Consider the following 18,210-nt stretch of genomic DNA (forward strand, 5'->3'; position numbering starts at 1 on the left):
ACAAATTGTCAGAAAATAACACGCCAACCTGACAGTGGCAGTTTTGACTGACAGCATGACAGGATTGTGCTGATTTGGCGGAATATCAACGTTTTATATACTTGTTTTTGATAAAATAGTTGTAATTTATGAGGTTTTTGCTCAAATTTTAAGAATTGGCATTCTTGTTGTTCATAATCAGAATGTGGACTCGTTCCTGAGCATCGAAACCACTCCAAAGTGTAAAGCTCTGCTGTACTGTTCAGACAACAGGAACTAAATCCAATTACACAATGGCAGACTTCAGTGAAGAAACAAAACTTGCTGTCTGGAATAAGGCACAAACAGTCGGTAACAATAACCCTGCAGTGTGGCGTAAAGACCAGTGTGGTGCCTGGATTGGTTGGAAATACTATGGTGACAGAACCAGTCAATATGGATGGGAGATTGACCACATTATTCCCGTTTCCAAGGGTGGTTCTGATAATCTGTCCAACCTTCGACCACTTCAGTGGAAGAACAATGCATCCAGACAAGATGACCGTTTGTGCTGCAAAATCACTTCTCAGGGGGACCATAACGTAGAGAAGTAATCGCCAAACAGTTGGCACGGTATGCAACGCCTCAAGTGCTCCGTAGCGGAATCGGAAGTCCACCGCATTGTTTTCACAATTTAAACCTTACTGTTATGAGGAAAGAGATACACATTGTTTCTAATCCAAACAGAGGAGGTTGGGATGCGAAAAGACCTAACGCAGACAGGGCTTCAAAGCATTTTGATACGAAAAAAGAAGCAATGGAGTGGAGTCGCGATCTGGCAAAGAGGGAAGGACTAGAACTTATTCCTCATGGAGCAGATGGTAAGATTCAAAATCCCAACAGCTATGGAAATGACCCATGTCCTCCCAAGGACTCCAGGCATTAAGCATCGCTTTTCATGGAGGTAGCAGGCCGTTTCAAAGGCCTGCTATTTTTATTCTAGATAGGCACTGTCCGGAATTTTGTGTAAATGGAAACAGGATTCAGCTGCAAGTTTGTTTTTATATCTGGATTCTGTTCTCAAATTGGTTCATAATCAAACTCTAGTTATGAATAGACTGTATCCATTTCTTCTCAATTTCCGGCACTATAGTTTCTAGTCAATATTACTCATTCTCTTGCTTAATTGCTTCATATATGCATCTTATAAGCCTTTTTAACTTATTGATTTTTGTATGTAATTATTTAATGTTCATTTAGATATTGTGTATCTCTACATTTTACGCAGTGGATTGAGTATTTTTACAATACAATGTATCATTCATAATTAATATCAGTTCATGAGTTTTGAACAGTAACAACATCGTGAACGTATAAAAGCAAGAATTTTATCTTGTTCTATGAAAGTATCATCAACAATCTTCCTTCGTTATATAGGAAATTAGTTTGGACTGCCTGATATTTCCTTTAGCAAAAAAACATAAGAACAAAAAAGCCATAAGAACGATGTTGTATCTCTTCATTTATACATTAATAATATGCTTGCATATCTGCATGTCTAATAAATGAGACAAGATCTTGTTTTCGCTTTTCGAGCAACTTAAAAACAGTTTAGTTTGGTTTATTTCCTTTATATATAGATACTAAATTAAACTGATTAATATATAGGACCGCACATGGAGTTATTTTTTACTACAAAGACTTACCCGGTCGGTAATGTATAAGAGTAAAATATTATTTTTCCGTTTGGTGGTAACTCTTATTTACTAAATAAGATTGTTGCGAAAATTAGCCGGCCCCTGCGTAAACTGATGACGATAAACCTTGCTGCAGAAACATCCACAACAGTTTGGCGGAATAGAATAGTTGATGTACTTTTGCGACATCAGAACTCCCAAGCCTCTCAACAATGGTACAACCGTCCGCGATAGCGTTCACCACATAAAAAGATAGCCGTCCAGATTTTTGGACGGCTATCTTTGTGTTTTTTTCCATCTGTCAGGAAGCAAATCACGATATTTATCTATAGGGGTATTAGGAGGCCATGCGGCACAACGGTCTATAATGTCGCAGAAGTATTCAAATATGTTTATTCCACATCTATGGCATGTTATGGCTAATGAATGGTACAACACAGCCACTTCGGCTCCGGTATGAGATCCGATTGTCAGACGTCGTCGTGTCAGTGATATATACCTGTTGATCCGTTCAACTTCATTGTTGTCAAGCCTGTATGTAGGAGAAGAGAAGATTGCAGGGATTTCATTCCACTGTTTCAGCGCATGTTCTGCAGCCGCATTCAGAGGGTCATCAGGAGGTATTCCCGGACGGTCTTTAATCTCAATCAGTCCTCTGTGGATTTGATTTTCTCAAGCATCACCTTTGAGTAACGTTGTCTCCACTGAAGGTGGTCCTCGTCAGTCCATCCGTACTTGCCTATTTTGTATTTATGCTCGAAGTGATACAACAGGCCGAAGCGCTTGGCTGTTTGCTGGGCAATAGTATTATCCTTTATATCCAGAAACTTCCGTTTTATATGTTGCAGACAGGGAAGTCTTTTAATTCCTTTCAGATTACCGATTCCGATATGGCGGTATCCGGAGTAATAGTCGCACTGGAAGGCACCGTTAAATCCTTTTATTTCATTTTCGAAGACTTCAGCAGAACGTGATCCGTCATCATAAAAGAAATACACCAGGCCTGTGGTCATACCGACAAACACCCAGATATATCCTTTCTTGATTTTCTTTCCGGATTCAGTGGCTACCTGCAGACGTACTTTCTGATAAGTTTCATCACCACAGATATAATTATCCTCTAGGATTGCCTTTGCAAGGGCCCTATAAAGGTTCTCAAGCTGTACTTTGGTTTTGCTGACAAGTTTCTGGGCGGTACCCTTATCAAGATCGAAACCGTGTGAACGGAAGTATTCGACTGCATTCTCAAGCGGCATGCCGTGCAGATAGCGCAACTCAGCCAGACCTGCGATAAAAGAGGATGTGTACTGTGAGTTCAACAGAGGAGTTGCCGGAACAGGACCTTTGAAGATTATACCGTCCTGAATATATTTCTTTACTTTATAGATTGTCTTGATGAAGCGCATGGGAATCATTGAGTAACGCACGACATCGCATGTACACATATATCTGGCTATTTCCGGATTGAACTCCGGACTGTCAGGCTCTACCTCAACAGTTTCAATCTCACATTCAGGATGTGTCTTTTTCCTTGCCCCGTTGTTTGTGCATTTCTTTTCCTTCTTCTGTTCTGGAGCATCCGGGCTGGATATTACCTGTCTGGTCTGTCTTTCCGACGGGGATTCCTGCAGGCGGCGCATAGCCTGACGGGCAGTTTTTTCCTTACTGAGTTCGATGTTCTTTCCTTTGAGAGTTTTCTCCAAAGAGGCTATCTGCCTTCTCAGTTCCTCAACCGTAGCAGTCAGCTTCTCGTTAGCGGAAGTCAGTGAATGGACAGACGTCAAGGCTTCCTCCAGTTTACCCTGTAGGAAGTCATTCTGGCGTTGCAAAAGCTCTATCAGTTCATCCTTTTTCATGCTTTAAAGTTACGAAAAAAGACTGATATATACAACTTTTTACACTTTATTTGTTTGATTATCAGTATTGTACATGTTATTTGACGGCCATTCTAAAGCGATTCTCGACCGTTACTTTTACAGGTGTGAGCCCCCTCATCAGCATGTAAAAGTCGTCCCATTGAAGCCTACGGACACTGCCATCCTTGTTTTTCAGCACTTCCCGGAAACGTCCTTGAGACAGCCTTTTAGTATACATCAAAAAGCCGTCACCGTCCCATTTTAATGCTTTCATGGTCTTACGGTCCTGTGAGAAAAATACATATACATCTCCAGAAACCGGAGAATGTCCTTTCCATGACCATATCATTTGCGTCAGACCACGTATACCGTAACGCATAGAGACCGGATTCTGACAGACCCACAGATGCATATATGAATCAATCCCCCACATGAGTGACCTCCTTTCCCATTTTACGGATAAACCTAGCAATAACAGACAAGTCTGTATCTGCCGGGAAGCTTACTTCAACATTGCCATCTACCCTGACTGTAATCACATTGCAACTCTCTGCAGGAAGAAAACCTGCTTCCTCAAAGATAATATCCTCAAAAGGTATTTCCTTATATTGTGAACCCGGAACACCGAAATGACTCGTATATCCCGGCAAATCTATAACACGCAGCCTGTTGCGCCTCAGATAGCTCTTCATCTGTTTCTTGGTTATTCCAAAACCTCTATAATAATCTATAAAAGTCCCTGGCTGTCTGCCATCGGCACAGAGACTCTTAAAATCTTCATAAACCTGAGAACAAAGGAATTTCAGGCTGCTGCCTCTTGTATATCCGGGAATCTCATTTAAACTCGGGTATTCTTCCTTCAATACTAAATACATCCTATAATAACTGACACCATGCTCACGGCAATATTCCCGAAAAGAACATGATTGTTTGCCGCACGCACATAATTCTTTAAAAGCAGAAAAAATCTGCCTGTAGTATTCTACTTTTTCCATATTTAAAATTTTATGGCAAAGTTAGAAATACTACAGGCAGACTACAAGACGCTATCGCGGACGGTTATACCAACAATGCTCAAATCGAGGGCGTTTATTTTTATTCCCATAAGAGTATTCAATTTAACACCAATGCAGTGAAAACAATATATACATGCTTTCCAGAATCAATGGAAGGGCAAGCTGATTTATGTACAACACCTCACACTTCTCAATGGAGATAACTGATGTCAGCAGGATTGTTATAATCTGTATTATCAGTACAAAGAATACAATAGTTTATAATCCACTTAACATCTAATAATCAGCTATTTACAAATCAATGTTTCCCAATTTTGTTTATATGAATATTTACGGTATAAAATTACCATATTTGTACCATGATGTTTGTAACCTTCTGATAATCAGTTGAAGTTGTTTTAGAGGAAGTCAAATAAACTGCGATAAAAGACAGTAACAATAAATAGTAAAAAGCGTGCAGCTCAATGAGTTGCACGCTTTTTGCGTTTATGGGGTTCATGGTTGCTATGCCTTTGATACTAATACAGATCCTTATTACTTCTGATGGCTTCATCTACAAACAGTAATATTTCTCCCTCAAAAGTCGTATTTCACAATTAAAATATGAATATAAACAAGATAACAGAACTATAGATATTGTCTATCGATGTTCAAGAGTTTATTAAAGCCATTTTGAAGGATGTAGTAAATGGTGAGATCAGGCTTTATTGCAATAAAATGAAATGCCCTTTTATTGAACTTCATATCTCCCAATTCTCTAAAAAAATCCATTGTAAATTTCCACATTCAATTAACTGTTTAACAACTATTCCTGTAAACAGGATACATCAATCAACCGACAACAAGCTTCCAAAAAGCTCTTAAAAAAATCATACTACAAAATATAAAGCAAATCGGTAATAAAATTGTGTATCTAATCTTTTTACATTACATTTGTCAGAATTTTATAATTCATAGTTCCACAAAAACGAATATTTATTAAGTTAGAATTAATGCCGTTTATGAAACAAAAGCTTCGTTACCGTGAACTTTTCCGCTTCATTGTCACCGGTACGATCATTACGGTCATACATTATAGCATTTATTTAGCACTAAGCAATTTTCTCTCTTTAAACATTGCTTATACTACCGGATTCATTATCAGTTTTGTCTGTAACTTCTTATTATCGAACTACTACACATTCAAAACCAAACCTTCGGTTAAAAACGCAATCCGATTTTGCGGAAGTCATGTCATTAACTATCTGTTGCAAATATCTTGTTTCAATTTATTCATATTTCTCGGTGTACCCAAAGCGTATGCCCCTATGCCTGTTTGGATTGTTATTCTTCCGATCAATTTTTTACTGGTACGTATGGCTCTGAAGCCATCTTTCAAATGGATAAAAAAGATTCACCCTCATAAAAACAGATAAATATCTCTGGAAATTAATTTCACTTTCAACGATTTGACGGCTGTTGTAAGTGTAGAATAGGAAAAGGTTTACCTGAAGAATCATATTCATCTCGTCCTATGACTTCATACCCCATATGCAAATAAAATTGATAAGCCTGTTCGTTATCTTCATTCACATCTACTTTATAGATATTACATTTGTTGATCGCATAATCCACTAATCCTTTGCCATAACCATTTCCTTGCTCTTCAGGCAGTACAAACAACATTTCTAACATATCATCACTTAACCCCATAAAAGCGACAATTTGTCTGATTTCATTTCGTATTACAAAAAGTTCAACTGCCGGAAAATATTGATTTCGAATTAAAGGTCGGAAATATTCTATATCTTCTTCTTTTAAGAAATGATGAGAACTACGTACAGACTTTTCCCATACTATCAACAACTCATCTAAAATTTCATCTGATAAATATTGTAATTTTTCTATTTCCATTTTTGAATGTATAATCGATTAAAATAGGCTATAAAGTTACAAAAAAGCACTACTTATCGTTTATGAAGAACAGCGCTTTTTTGTATTTCTGCGTAATGAGTATATTACAATTTTATTCTTTCGTTTTTCCATTGCGCAGAAAAACGATGAAATCTACTACACCCTCTCATAGAGTATAATGAACCGATGACCGGACTTCTGTGCAATTTGGCTACAATAAGGTTTTCTATGCCTTAATACAAAAAAAGCGTAACGAAAGCTATTTATGCTAATTCATTACGCTTTTCTCAAATTTATTTTTGCGATGTATTATTTTAAAAGCCCATCCAAATCCGATAATATATCCGGACTTTTTGGCTCTATTCTTCTCGAAATAATAATTAAGGGACCATTACTTTAACAGCATTAACACCGACTTTTACAACATATACACCCGCCGACAAAGAACTACATATCGTACTATTGCTCTTTATCAATTTACCGTTCAAGTCATAAAAAGAAACCGGGCTGCCATCCGATACTTCAACTTGTATAGTGCCGGTTTGTACCATAACTTTAAAATTCATCGTGTCGGACTTCGCTTCAGAAATACCTCCGGTATTATGAACCGTATAATAATATGTGTGTACATATTGGTCCATATATTCGAACCCGTCAAAAACATCTTCTTTTATAGATGCGATATCGTCATTTTCATTATAGGTAGTGGTTTCTTTCTTTTTCCCTTCCCAATTATTATCAAGTGTACTCCACTGATAAGTAGTTTTTTCAATTTCCTGATCTTTATCATTAAAAACTTGTACTGATTTTGTAGTACCTTTTCTCGCACCGCTTGAATACGAATAATAAGCTATCATATTATTACGACCTTTATCATCATATCCATATTCTGTTTCAGAATCATCCTTCAAGTTATCGTCTTCTTCAACAACCCATCTATGAAAATAGATTTTTCGTCCGGCATCATCGTAAGCATACTCCATTTTTACATCAGCTTTCCACTCTCCATTCTCCCACTCATAATCCATACGTTCAGTAGTCACTCCTGCATCATCTAAAATATAGTCCTCTTTAGACGAACCTTCCCATGCTTTCGAATCATTATTATAACTCCAATATGTTTTACAATCAAGACTGTCTTGGGCACTAAATTCTCGCTCTAATTTACTGGAAGGTATCCACTCTCCATTTTCATAATCTTCATATAACTCAAGAGAAGCATCTTTCAGTCTTTCATTACTATATTCAAAAGTTTTTCGGCTACTTTTTTCCGTCCATTCTTCTGAAGCACTTTTATCGAAGGATTCTTCCAATACTACACGGCCCTGGTTGTCATACGTATAAACATACATCAATTTATCCTTATAAGGTAACGGAGCACCATCTTTATAGCCTCCACTTGCCATCAACTTAGTATGAATACTCCCATTATCATAATAAGTATATGTATATCCACTACTAGCATACCATTCCCCTTCGGTATCGGCATTCGGTTGAAAATAGCTCCAATTTTTTTCCTTATAAAGTTTCCCATCCGCATAATATTCATTCTCTTCCCGAGAAGAACCTTTCCATCCGAGATACCTTGAAGTACGCGGGTATGTCCATTTCTCACGAAAGATCATATTCCCCTGCGCATCATAGCGATAAAAGGTACTATCCTGTTTCAGACTGCTTCCCGTATTATCCCATTTGATATATTTCACAACCTGTTGTTTCTCGTCATAAGTATATTTTTCCGATTTCCACAAATCGTTATACACATCTCTGGTCATAATGCTGTCCAGAGTCACCACCTGCCCGTCAGCATACAAACTATACGCACAAAGGGCAAACAAAGCAATTAGTAAATTCTTTTTCATACACTGTCAATTTTTACGGTCGGGCAGAAAATTTCTTTTTTGCCCGACCTGATTAATCTTCTATTTTTTACATCCTATATTTATAAAGAATTTTTACAGGCTTATCGACAATTCCTTCGTAACTCTTCACCAAATTTTGGGTCGCAAAATCGTAAATATACAGGCTTCCTTTTTTCCCTGATCTGGCAGGGTTATAAGTACCTACATAGAGATAGTTCTCATCATAACTACGTCCCAAAGTCGTTATTTCTTCCCCTGCAGGAGGAGTAATAGCAGGCTTCGAATTTATTGTCGGAATACGGGATGCGTAATCCCAACGATAAACCTTGTTGTCATAATTATAGTACATCTGCGCCGATCTCCGTGTGGTAATCATTACCGAATTTTCATCCATAGCCATAGGTTCTGTTTCAGCATAATCCAACCGTTTGGCATATTGAGTAAAAGTACTGGACATCTTGTGCAATACAATATTGTTATCGGACTTGCGACGAGTAATTACCCATAATTCTCTTGAACCTCTTCTTCTGAAAACCATGTTTACGATTTTGTAATCGGTCAATGACGATCCGTTTGCAACCGATGTACTATCGATCTTAGCATAGCTTGGAGCATAAATTACCGATTCTTTATAGAAGAAATGATAATGATCGTCATCAAATGTGCCATAATAAGCTTTTTCGACCCCTAAATTTCTCGAATCTGTACGAAGCGCGACATCATTTGTCAACAGGTCATACCGGTAAATGGCACCATCCGTTCCGTTCATCATCGTATATCGGCCACTGGCAGACGAAGAAAATCCGGCAAAATTGAGGCATTTTACACCGGGATAAAGTTCCTCGACTTTTAAAACTTTCTTCAATTCAAAATTCCGGGGATCCATACTGATAATCGAGCCTTTGTCATCGGCCGAAGAAACGACCAGATCGGGATAGTTACCTTCTGAATTCTTATTGGCGATATAAAGATCGACGCCTTTTGTTATCTCAATACCCGGATTTATCATCCCGACAATATCTTCATATATTTCCTGCGCTCCTTCTTCTTCCTCTTCCGGAGTTCGGGTTTTAATGAATGTCAGCAAACTATGATCCTGATCATCGGTATTCAAGATCAAGATTCCTTCGTCCAACCCCGAATTGACATTTAAAGTATAGAATTTAAAGACAATAGACTCGCCGTTATCTATCTTCAACCGCATAATATAATTGCCGACACGAGTAAACGTATATCTTATGTTAGGATCTGTCGAGATTACTTTCAGATCACCTTTTATAGGATATACAGCCGAAGAAGACGGGTTCGGAGTGCCATAAGCCCATTCATATTTTACCGTTTGGTCATTTGCACTGGATACCTGAGCATCAAAAACCAATTCGATCCCCAAATCGGCATTAATCACATCGGTAGGATTACCGATTGTCAATTCTGCCAACGGAGTCAGTTCTTGCTCTTCCACACCGTAACATCCTGTCAACAACAGCAGTATCAAAAAACATATATTAATTTTCCGCATAAGAAAAATATTTTACAATTAAATAATATCATCTGTACAACGCAACCGGATCACGCCAAAACTCACCTTGATTGCCGGACTCGGCAAAAGGACAATCATTCGGAATAGGGTTCGCCTTATAATACTCATACAACGGGATCAGAACATACTTAGCCCAGACAGCAGGATTGTCTTTTTGATAAAATCCGGCCGTAATACCCTCTTTATCCAGATATTTGCCATACTTACTTACAGCTTCTTCATAAAATTCAGGTTGTGTTTCTTCCATATCCCAATAATATTCAAGCATCAGCCTGAATTTTTCCGGGAAAAACTTACCGATATACATTTGCCACCCTTCAATGAGTCCCGTACCTGTACCTCCGTTGTTCCACCATGTCGGAAGAGGCACATCTCCATCGGATATAAAGAACCGATAATAATCTCCGTATAACGGTATAAAATTTTCATTCGTACCGATTTCCATCAACACACTTCGATAGGTATTTTGCATCTCCGGAATGCGATGCAATGTAAATACGATTTTTCCCATGATAGAATCTGCTGGTATAATCAAATTTCCCATATCGAAATCTTTTCCCAATTCGGCTGTTTCGACAGGATAGCTGACACCTCCCGCCTTTATCGTAGTCATTGTATCTTGTTTTAATGTCACTACAAATTCCCGGTCATAATTGCAAGGCATCCCCATCAGTTTTACCGGGACTTCATAGGTTATCTCATCCTCAGCTTCAAAAACAAACGAACATACCGGAGCATCGGCCGATGCTGTTTTTACAAAGTACACAGTACCCGGCTGAGAAACATCATACATAAGACCCGTATTCTGACAAGAGCTGAACAGCAAAAGCAACGACAGCAAAAAACTCCCGACTATTCCTGTTTCATATTTTTTTAATCTGTCCATATCTTTACTCAATATTATAATGAATTTACTCATAATTATCACGCAAATCCTCATCATTCGGGATCAACATTTTATAGTTTTTATCTAAACGACCGTCCAGAACATTCGACTCGCTGATCTGAATATCTTTCTTCAAACGCTTCATATTGAACCACTGCTGTCCTTCTCCATAAAATTCTTTCCGCCGTTCAATATAAATATCGTCTGCTGTAATTCCGCCCTCGACGCGATCAGCAAATTTGACCATGCCTCGCGATTCGATTACTTTATCAAAATAAGCCGTCGCTTGCTGAGGATCTTTTTCAAGCAACGCCTCTGCCATGATATAATACATCTCCGGAACTCGAATCAAACTTACTCCAAGATATGAATCTCCTGAATATTGTGAATCGGTAGAACCGCTATCAAACATCGAATTGATCATTTTCACACAAGCCGGGCTTACTTCAAGTGTAGAACCGAACCATGCAGATAGACGTAAATCAGAGCCTTCCGGTGTAGGTCCTTGTGTATCACTATACCAATTTTCATAATCAGGATTTAACGTTAACATATCCGTACTACCTGTTTTTCCGAATATCGAATAACAATTTGAAGCATAAGTAGGTGCATAAAGTCCAAAAATCGTCTCTTTCATATTCAATACCCCTCTCTCGAATTGAACAAAATCAGAAGATGTCATCAACGGAAATTTTTGACTGTCGATTACTTTCTTGGCATAAATAGCTGCACTATCCATATCCTGTTTCATCCAATATACTCTAGCCAAAAGAGCTTGTACAGCATAAAGATTCATGTGAATAACCCGACAATCGGTAAAAGAACTGCCGATATTAGTGCGTTCTGCCTGAACCAATTGCCGATCCTCTTCTAAACAAACTTCAGCATCTTTCAAGTCCTTTATCACTTTATTATATACCTCACCTACCGTATAAAATGGAGTGATATCATAGGAGTAACGCGTGACATAAGGTATAGCTTTATTCCAAGCTTCCCTGTCATTAGCATTATAATCCACGGCAAATAGCCTTAGCAAGTCAAAATGCAACATTGCCCGCAGTCCCAAAGCTTCTCCCTTATACAAATTATAATATCTGAACTTTGTCGGACTGATTGCTTCCAAATTCTGTATTATATTATTTACATAACCGATAGCCTGATAAGATTTTTTCCATGTAGCATTACACAAAGAACGTGCAGAAGCATTCTCAAAATCGGCATGAGCAAGGTAGTCTAAGCCTCCACCACCTTTTGCGGAAAAATTTAAAGACATAGCTTCCGGATAAAGTATGGATATATATTTTCCATAAATCTCATTAGACCGATAAGTCGTATATACCCCATAAAGAGCATCCTCAACACCTTCATCCGTTTCAAAAAGATCTTTATCAAGCACTTCCGCCTTCGGATTAACATCCAAGAAATTTGCACAACTCGCCAACAACAACGGCAATACCGTCACACAAAGCAGGAGTTTGATATATTTTATTGTTTTCATATTCTTTAATAAAATAAATTGACAACACGTTTATCAGAAAGTCGGTCGGAATATAAGATTCAGACTTCGTTGGTAAGGATATGAAGTACCTCTTTCCATTTTTACCGACGAAATTCTGAATACGTCGTCGTAAGCAATTCCGACAACTAATCTCTCCAATTTGATTTTTTTCAGAAACGACTTAGGCAACTCGTACGTGAAAGTTATGTTCGACAGATAAAATTCATTTTTCTTTTCTACAAACCTTTCAGAACGATAGGTCTCTTTCTTCTCACCTAATCCAAGAAAACGCGTATGGTCTCCCGGTTGTTTCCATCGATCGGTAAAAGCTCGAACGTCAACGTTGAAATAAGGATCAATATTCTCAACAGCATCGGCAATCGTCGAATTGTAAATATCTCCACCAAACGTATAGCTCGAAGTAAGATTCAATCCGAATCCTTTGTACGCCAATGTCATTCCCCAACTTCCTTTCAATATAGGATTTTCATTTCCCACAGCAACTTTATCATCTTCATTATACTTCAAAGTATAATGTCCGTCTTTGGTAATAAAAATTTCCTGCCCAGTAGCCGGATCGATACCGGCAGAACGCACTGCATATATATCGTACTGAGAACCGCCCTCTTTGTAAAGAAGTTTAGGTTTAGTCCCGGTATCTCCTCCTTGATTGGTTTTTTCCAAGGCATCGCTGATCTTCGTTATTTTATCGAAATTATGAGACCCGTTGATATAAGAGCTCAGATACCAGTCTTTTGTTTGCAAAATTCTTCCGGACAAACTAAAACTAAGTCCTTTATTCAGTAATTCTCCCATATTGACTTTCACACTGGATACCCCGACTGAAGGAGGCAAATCGATGGGTACTAACATATCAAAAGTCTTATCTAAATAGAAACTAAAATTAAATGAGAGACGATCCTGAAACATACGAGTATTTATCGCAAATGTATTCTTCAAGGTCTTTTGCCATTTCAATAAGGGATTTCCCATATTTATCGGGGTAGCACCGACTCCTGTATAATAATCATTATCCTGATCATATTGATATCGGGTTACCGCCTGTTTTGCACTAAACCCGGCATTTCCCGTAGATCCCATATTCCAACGGAGGCTCAAATCATTCAGCCAACTCTTTCTAAAAAATTTCTCTTCATGGATATTCCAACGAGCACCAACCGACCAGAACGGTCCGAAACGCTTATTTGCACCGTTCGAAGAATTTCCCGAGTAAGAGAGATTTCCGTCTATAATATATCGTTTTAAAACAACAATCGTCGTATTTCCATAAAATCCTACACTTGTGCTGATATTCTCATCACCACTCGGCTTTCCATTCTTGGTATATCCCATAGCAAACTTGATATCATTCAAATTATCCTTCATAAACCCGATCCCTTGCGCAGAAAAATCGCTGGAGTATTTATAAGATATACTTGAACAACCTGCATTAACAGAAAACCCGACATCCTTAAACTGTTTTCTATAACTGGCTGTAAATTTTCCGTCCCATGCCGAATTATTTGTTCCGGAGATCGTATAAGAACCTTTTTCGGCAGGATTTACCGTTAACAGATATTGAGAATCATCCGGAGAAACATATACATCGGACTGACTGTAATCTGAAGAATAATTTATTTGTCCGGTAACATAGAATTGAGGTACGATATCCCAACGTATCATTACCGAGTTTTTCATATTCCGGCTCTGATTTTTACTAAAACTCGATAAAGTCGCATTATACAAAGGATTTTCGATCTTTTTTTCTGATCCGGAAGGATCGAAAGGATCGAAATAATATTCTTTGATATATTCCCCGTATTCATCATAAATCGGTTCATACGGATTCATTTTACTATATGTGGAATAATCTCCATAAGGAGAACTCTTACTTCCGCCCAATCCATAACTTCCTGTAAAAGAGATAGTCAACTTATCAGTCAACCGATAACCGAAATTTATATTGAATCCGTAATTACGACGATAGTCTCCTTTCATAATACCATAAGTATCTCTAAAGCTAAGTCCCGCCGAATAAGATAAGTTTTGCCCCATACCGGTAAGTGTCAAAGAATGGGAATGGCTGAAAGCGAAGCGCAATGGAGCTTTATACCACTCTGTATTGATTCCTTTCCGAATATTTTCCAATTTATATGCGTATGCCTGATCTAAAGAACCATCATCGGTATCATAAAGACCGGCAAGGCGTTCCAGCTCCAACTTCTGCTCGGCATTGGTCAAGTTCATCGAAGAAAGATCAGCATAAGCAAATGTCGGAGTAAAACTATAACGTAAACGCACTTTACTATCCTTTGCCCTGACACGTTCTACCAAAATTACACCGTTGGCAGCCCGTTCACCGTAAAGTACCGTAGCCGAAGCATCTTCTAATATCGTAACAGATTCTATTTCATTGATCTCCATATCATAAAGCTCTTCCATAGAAATCTCTACTCCATCCAATATTACCAACGGATTATTAATTCCCTGTTCTCCACTAATAGCCAAAGAGTTAGCACCACGAATTATCAGTTCAGGAACTACATTCGGATTTGATCCCGCTGCATTATTCTCTACAATTTTCATATTAGGGGTCAGTGCCGTAATCGCTTTCAAAACGTTCGTACTGGAAACCTTCAACAAATCATCACGCTGTAACGTCGTCGCAGTTCCCGTAAAAGTTTTCTTATCTTGCGCAAAAAAACCATTTACCACAACCTCACTTAAAGCGACATTATCCTCTTTTAAGTGAACAATCAATTTTCGTTCAGGCTTTACAACCTTGATAGAATGCGGCAACATACCTACAAACGAAAAATCGAGAAATATGTCTTTATCCGATTTAGGAATCTGTATAATAAACCGCCCGTCAACATCCGTAGCTACCGCCTGTGTTGTTCCTCTTACTTTCACAACAACTCCCGGTAACGGCTCTTCTTTACTATCAAGTACCGTACCGATAACCGTAACTCGTTGGGTTTTAGGTTGCTCTTTTTTATCTGAAGTTTGTTTATTTTCATTTTTAGGAGGGGTTTGAGCATTTATTAAGCCGGTTATCATTACTAAAACAGATAACAGCAAAACTCTCTTCAACCACCGTCTCAGAACAAAAGTGTATAACATATAATTTCTGAGTTTTTATAATCTTTCCCCGTTCGGAGAAAACATGTTCGACTATTTTACATAAAATTAAAATCCGGAATAGGTTCAGGTTTCAGTATCCGGAACGATATAACCTACAATCTTACAAATCTTGCATAGTTTAGGAAAAGGTCAGGTTCGGAAAGAAAATAAGAATTTTCTTCCGAACCGTTCAAAACCCATTTATTTAGATCTTGCATCCAAAGCTTCATCGATCAAGTACAACATAGCTTTAAAGTGAGCTTTTGTATCGGTATCGACAGCACCCATTCGTGACTTCAATAAAGATTGAACACGTAAAAGTTGACCGAATAACAGATCTTTCGAATTATCTATACTTCTCAAATTTACTTTATATTGCCAACCGTAACCATAGCCGATCTCATCTTGAGCCATTTTTCGTGCGACAACACCTGAGCCTTCTTTCATTTCCAATTCACGCAAAACATCTTTATAACGTTCTACAACTCCGCTTTCATCCAATTCCATAGAGACAATTTCGTCAACAGACGGAGCATAAGCCGCAGCAATACTATTTTCGTCGGTCAATCCCATTTTTTGTAAAGGCTTGGTTGCTTTACCGGCTACATATACAGCTCTTTCTAAGAAAAGACGTTGCAACATACGGTCAGATTCGGGTACATGATTCTTCTTTATGGCGCTTTCCCAAACCAAAGAATATAGATCATCAAAATATTCTTTGAGAGAATAACCCTCTTTTCCGGCAATATGAGACGAAAAAATAACATTGCTGTATGAATTAAATAATTCAAGTCCGGTATAGTATCTCATAATCGGAGCTAATCCGACTCTTAATCCGAAGTTCTTTGTCACTTCTTCATTGTCTAACCAGTCGCAATTTTTCAACTCGTTTATCACCCATTTAAGGGCAGCTTTTTGTTTCGATTTTTCTACTGCCCGAACTCTTTCTCCCGGAGTACCGGCTTTCAAATCGGTCAAATAAATTCCTCCGATATTCAACATAACATGACGGAAATAGCGGTCATATTGTTTAGCCAAGTTCTCATAAGTCATCTCCCTGTATGAACCGTCCGGATCCATTTCATCTGTTATCCATTCATTCATGTGAGCAAGAATATATTTCAGATTCTTTACACCGTAATCGGATGCCTTGATCGCATCATCGCCAAGATCCTCCTCCACGGCACTCGGATCATAACGTCCTGAGACTTGTTGTCTTCCGTAACGATAAAGCGGATCTCCTGCTTTTGCATCGATCATAGCTTCGAGATACGGAATCTCTTCCATCTCATCTTTTGCCTCAAATATCGGTTTATAAGCATATTCTACCAGATAATAATCATATACACCTAAATCAGGAGGAGTCAGTTTAACCCCCTTATCTCCCGGTTGAGCAACATAATTGAAACGAGCATAATCCATGATAGAAGGCGTAGTTCCGTATTTCTGGGTAAAGCTTGCCGAACGTAAAGAATCGACCGGAAAAGCGGCAGATGCTGCCATATTGTGCATAAATCCGAGACAATGTCCGACTTCATGAGCTAAAATATAGGCAATAGATTCGGTAACCATATCCTCATCCATTTTCTTACATCGAGCTCTTTCATCTACTTGTGCAGTCTGTACAAAACGCCATTGGTTTAACAGCTTGACCACATCATGATAAACCAATACTGACGCATTGATAATTTCTCCGGTAGAAGGATCTACCCATGAGGGACCCATAGCATTCATAACTCGTGCAGGAACATAACGAATACAAGAATATTTTAAATTGTCTGGATCAAAATTAGGATCATCTTTCGGAAAATCGAGAATCTGAATCACATTCTTAAAACCGATTTTTTCGAATGCTTTATTCCAGCGAAGAATACCCATACGCGCACCTTTAGCCCAGGCTGCAGGGAAAGCGTCATCTAAATAAAAAACAATCGGCTTCACCGGCTCAACCAATTCACCTCGTAAATAAGCCGCAGTATCTTTAGGCTGCAAATTCCAACGGTGAATCATCGAATAGGTTTTGATAAAATCTTCATTCTTATCGAAATTCAAACGGTTTGTATTAAAAATACCTATTCGTGAATCTGAAACACGAGGACGCATTTTCTGCTCCGGTAAAAGTAGAATCGTACGAGTTACCTGAAATGTCACCGGAACATTCTGCGATAACGTGTACAGTCCCATCAGTTTTGTCGAAACCGAATAAGACATATATGACTTGATAGAAGCATTATCTTCGAATGCTTTTATTCCTGTCACAGTCGAAGCTTTAGAATTGAAAGAACCTGAAACACTCACTACACCACCGCCATTCGACATAGGAGATAATTGGTCGTTCGATCCGGTAAAAAGAGTAGTCATATCGAATACAACCGCCGAACTGTCAGGAGTATAGCAAAAAACAGGCATTGTATTCAGAATCGGATCTAAAGTACTGATACCAATAGCCTTTTTCATTGCTGCATCTCCTTCATCATATCGTGGAGCGACATTTACCTTCGACATACAGATAAGACTGTCCATTTTAACAAATTTCACATGCATCGGCGGTTTAGGCTTATACCCGATCATCCCAAGATCTGTATCACTCGCACCTGAGATAGTAGAAGCAATCAAAACTTCCCGACCGAGATATTTTACCGGCATTTCAAAATAGATTTTCCCTTTAGTCCAATGTAATGTAAGAAAGTCTCCTTTCGCCGTTTCACAAGCTTTCGTCTTAAAAGTCCGTTTGTACTTGCTACTCTCTTTTTTCACTGAAGAATCTTTCGAAACTTCTGTTTTTTTAGACTTTTTAGATTTCCCCCTTTTGGCATAAACATCGGGAGATCCGAACAATAATACTGCCGACAGCAATATTAATCCAACTTTTCTCATTTGC

14 protein-coding genes are annotated in these 18,210 nt (G+C 38.4%); 3 read left to right on the forward strand and 11 right to left on the reverse strand.

Translation table 11 applies throughout. The annotated features are described in order from the left end of the window. The first annotated feature begins 272 nt into the window (after nt 1-272). On the forward strand, nt 273-572 hold the full coding sequence (locus AC0UMU_RS03170; protein ID WP_302464149.1) for an HNH endonuclease signature motif containing protein: 300 nt from the start codon (nt 273-275) through the stop codon (nt 570-572). A gap of 11 nt (nt 573-583) precedes the next feature. Next, nucleotides 584-904 (forward strand): DUF2188 domain-containing protein, encoded by a 321-nt coding sequence (locus tag AC0UMU_RS03175; protein ID WP_473979862.1) that lies wholly within the window; start codon nt 584-586, stop codon nt 902-904. Nucleotides 905-1,931: 1,027 nt separating this feature from the next. On the opposite strand, the gene AC0UMU_RS03180 is transcribed toward AC0UMU_RS03175, so the two are convergent. The 4 genes from AC0UMU_RS03180 to AC0UMU_RS03195 form a co-directional block, all read right to left on the reverse strand. Then, nucleotides 1,932-2,318, reverse strand: coding sequence for an IS66 family transposase (locus tag AC0UMU_RS03180; protein ID WP_473979867.1), 387 nt, complete (start codon nt 2,316-2,318; stop codon nt 1,932-1,934). Then, complete coding sequence (locus tag AC0UMU_RS03185) at nt 2,303-3,511, reverse strand: IS66 family transposase (protein ID WP_473979863.1); 1,209 nt, start codon at nt 3,509-3,511, stop codon at nt 2,303-2,305. Before AC0UMU_RS03185 ends, AC0UMU_RS03180 begins: the two co-directional genes overlap by 16 nt. Nucleotides 3,512-3,587: 76 nt before the next feature. Then, the gene (tnpB, locus tag AC0UMU_RS03190; RefSeq protein WP_473979864.1) at nt 3,588-3,944 is read right to left on the reverse strand and encodes an IS66 family insertion sequence element accessory protein TnpB; all 357 of its coding nucleotides are present in this window, start codon (nt 3,942-3,944) and stop codon (nt 3,588-3,590) included. After that, nucleotides 3,931-4,506, reverse strand: coding sequence for a hypothetical protein (locus AC0UMU_RS03195; protein WP_473979865.1), 576 nt, complete (start codon nt 4,504-4,506; stop codon nt 3,931-3,933). The genes tnpB and AC0UMU_RS03195 overlap by 14 nt, the downstream gene beginning before the upstream one ends. Nucleotides 4,507-5,528: 1,022 nt before the next feature. Here AC0UMU_RS03195 and AC0UMU_RS03200 point away from each other — a divergent pair. Continuing rightward, entirely contained in the window at nt 5,529-5,942 is a 414-nt protein-coding gene (locus tag AC0UMU_RS03200; RefSeq protein WP_044261709.1) for a GtrA family protein, read from the forward strand. A gap of 25 nt (nt 5,943-5,967) precedes the next feature. Here AC0UMU_RS03200 and AC0UMU_RS03205 read toward each other — a convergent pair whose 3' ends face one another. The 7 genes from AC0UMU_RS03205 to AC0UMU_RS03235 all read right to left on the reverse strand — a co-directional run bounded on the left by AC0UMU_RS03205 (nt 5,968) and on the right by AC0UMU_RS03235 (nt 18,206). After that, nucleotides 5,968-6,420 (reverse strand): GNAT family N-acetyltransferase, encoded by a 453-nt coding sequence (locus AC0UMU_RS03205; RefSeq protein WP_009317702.1) that lies wholly within the window; start codon nt 6,418-6,420, stop codon nt 5,968-5,970. 380 nt (nt 6,421-6,800) lie between these two features. Beyond that, nucleotides 6,801-8,282, reverse strand: coding sequence for a T9SS type A sorting domain-containing protein (locus AC0UMU_RS03210; protein WP_278715499.1), 1,482 nt, complete (start codon nt 8,280-8,282; stop codon nt 6,801-6,803). 67 nt (nt 8,283-8,349) lie between these two features. After that, nucleotides 8,350-9,801 carry a hypothetical protein gene (locus AC0UMU_RS03215; protein ID WP_022601426.1) on the reverse strand — a complete coding sequence of 484 codons (1,452 nt, stop codon included), beginning with the start codon at nt 9,799-9,801 and terminating at the stop codon, nt 8,350-8,352. 28 nt (nt 9,802-9,829) lie between these two features. Continuing rightward, a complete protein-coding gene (locus tag AC0UMU_RS03220; RefSeq protein WP_288641607.1) occupies nt 9,830-10,708 on the reverse strand; it encodes a DUF4843 domain-containing protein in 879 nt (292 codons plus the stop codon). A 25-nt stretch (nt 10,709-10,733) separates the two neighbouring features. Beyond that, the gene (locus AC0UMU_RS03225; RefSeq protein WP_022601429.1) at nt 10,734-12,206 is read right to left on the reverse strand and encodes a RagB/SusD family nutrient uptake outer membrane protein; all 1,473 of its coding nucleotides are present in this window, start codon (nt 12,204-12,206) and stop codon (nt 10,734-10,736) included. A 33-nt stretch (nt 12,207-12,239) separates the two neighbouring features. Continuing rightward, on the reverse strand, nt 12,240-15,329 hold the full coding sequence (locus tag AC0UMU_RS03230) for a SusC/RagA family TonB-linked outer membrane protein (RefSeq protein WP_009317710.1): 3,090 nt from the start codon (nt 15,327-15,329) through the stop codon (nt 12,240-12,242). Between the two features lie 201 nt (nt 15,330-15,530). Next, nucleotides 15,531-18,206: a zinc-dependent metalloprotease gene (locus AC0UMU_RS03235; RefSeq protein WP_278715504.1), complete on the reverse strand. Its 2,676-nt coding sequence runs from the start codon at nt 18,204-18,206 to the stop codon at nt 15,531-15,533. Between the last annotated feature and the right edge of the window lie 4 nt (nt 18,207-18,210).

Source organism: Coprobacter fastidiosus, from assembly GCF_982245605.1.

What these genes read in the sequence shown, in the direction of transcription:
- AC0UMU_RS03185 (WP_473979863.1), bottom strand. Translation starts at nt 3,511, where the DNA reads ATGAAAAAGGATGAACTGATAGAGCTTTTGCAACGCCAGAATGACTTC.
- AC0UMU_RS03205 (WP_009317702.1), bottom strand. Translation starts at nt 6,420, where the DNA reads ATGGAAATAGAAAAATTACAATATTTATCAGATGAAATTTTAGATGAG.
- AC0UMU_RS03235 (WP_278715504.1), bottom strand. Translation starts at nt 18,206, where the DNA reads ATGAGAAAAGTTGGATTAATATTGCTGTCGGCAGTATTATTGTTCGGA.
- AC0UMU_RS03215 (WP_022601426.1), bottom strand. Translation starts at nt 9,801, where the DNA reads ATGCGGAAAATTAATATATGTTTTTTGATACTGCTGTTGTTGACAGGA.
- AC0UMU_RS03220 (WP_288641607.1), bottom strand. Translation starts at nt 10,708, where the DNA reads ATGGACAGATTAAAAAAATATGAAACAGGAATAGTCGGGAGTTTTTTG.
- AC0UMU_RS03195 (WP_473979865.1), bottom strand. Translation starts at nt 4,506, where the DNA reads ATGGAAAAAGTAGAATACTACAGGCAGATTTTTTCTGCTTTTAAAGAA.
- AC0UMU_RS03210 (WP_278715499.1), bottom strand. Translation starts at nt 8,282, where the DNA reads ATGAAAAAGAATTTACTAATTGCTTTGTTTGCCCTTTGTGCGTATAGT.
- AC0UMU_RS03230 (WP_009317710.1), bottom strand. Translation starts at nt 15,329, where the DNA reads ATGTTATACACTTTTGTTCTGAGACGGTGGTTGAAGAGAGTTTTGCTG.
- AC0UMU_RS03225 (WP_022601429.1), bottom strand. Translation starts at nt 12,206, where the DNA reads ATGAAAACAATAAAATATATCAAACTCCTGCTTTGTGTGACGGTATTG.
- tnpB (WP_473979864.1), bottom strand. Translation starts at nt 3,944, where the DNA reads ATGTGGGGGATTGATTCATATATGCATCTGTGGGTCTGTCAGAATCCG.
- AC0UMU_RS03200 (WP_044261709.1), top strand. Translation starts at nt 5,529, where the DNA reads ATGAAACAAAAGCTTCGTTACCGTGAACTTTTCCGCTTCATTGTCACC.
- AC0UMU_RS03170 (WP_302464149.1), top strand. Translation starts at nt 273, where the DNA reads ATGGCAGACTTCAGTGAAGAAACAAAACTTGCTGTCTGGAATAAGGCA.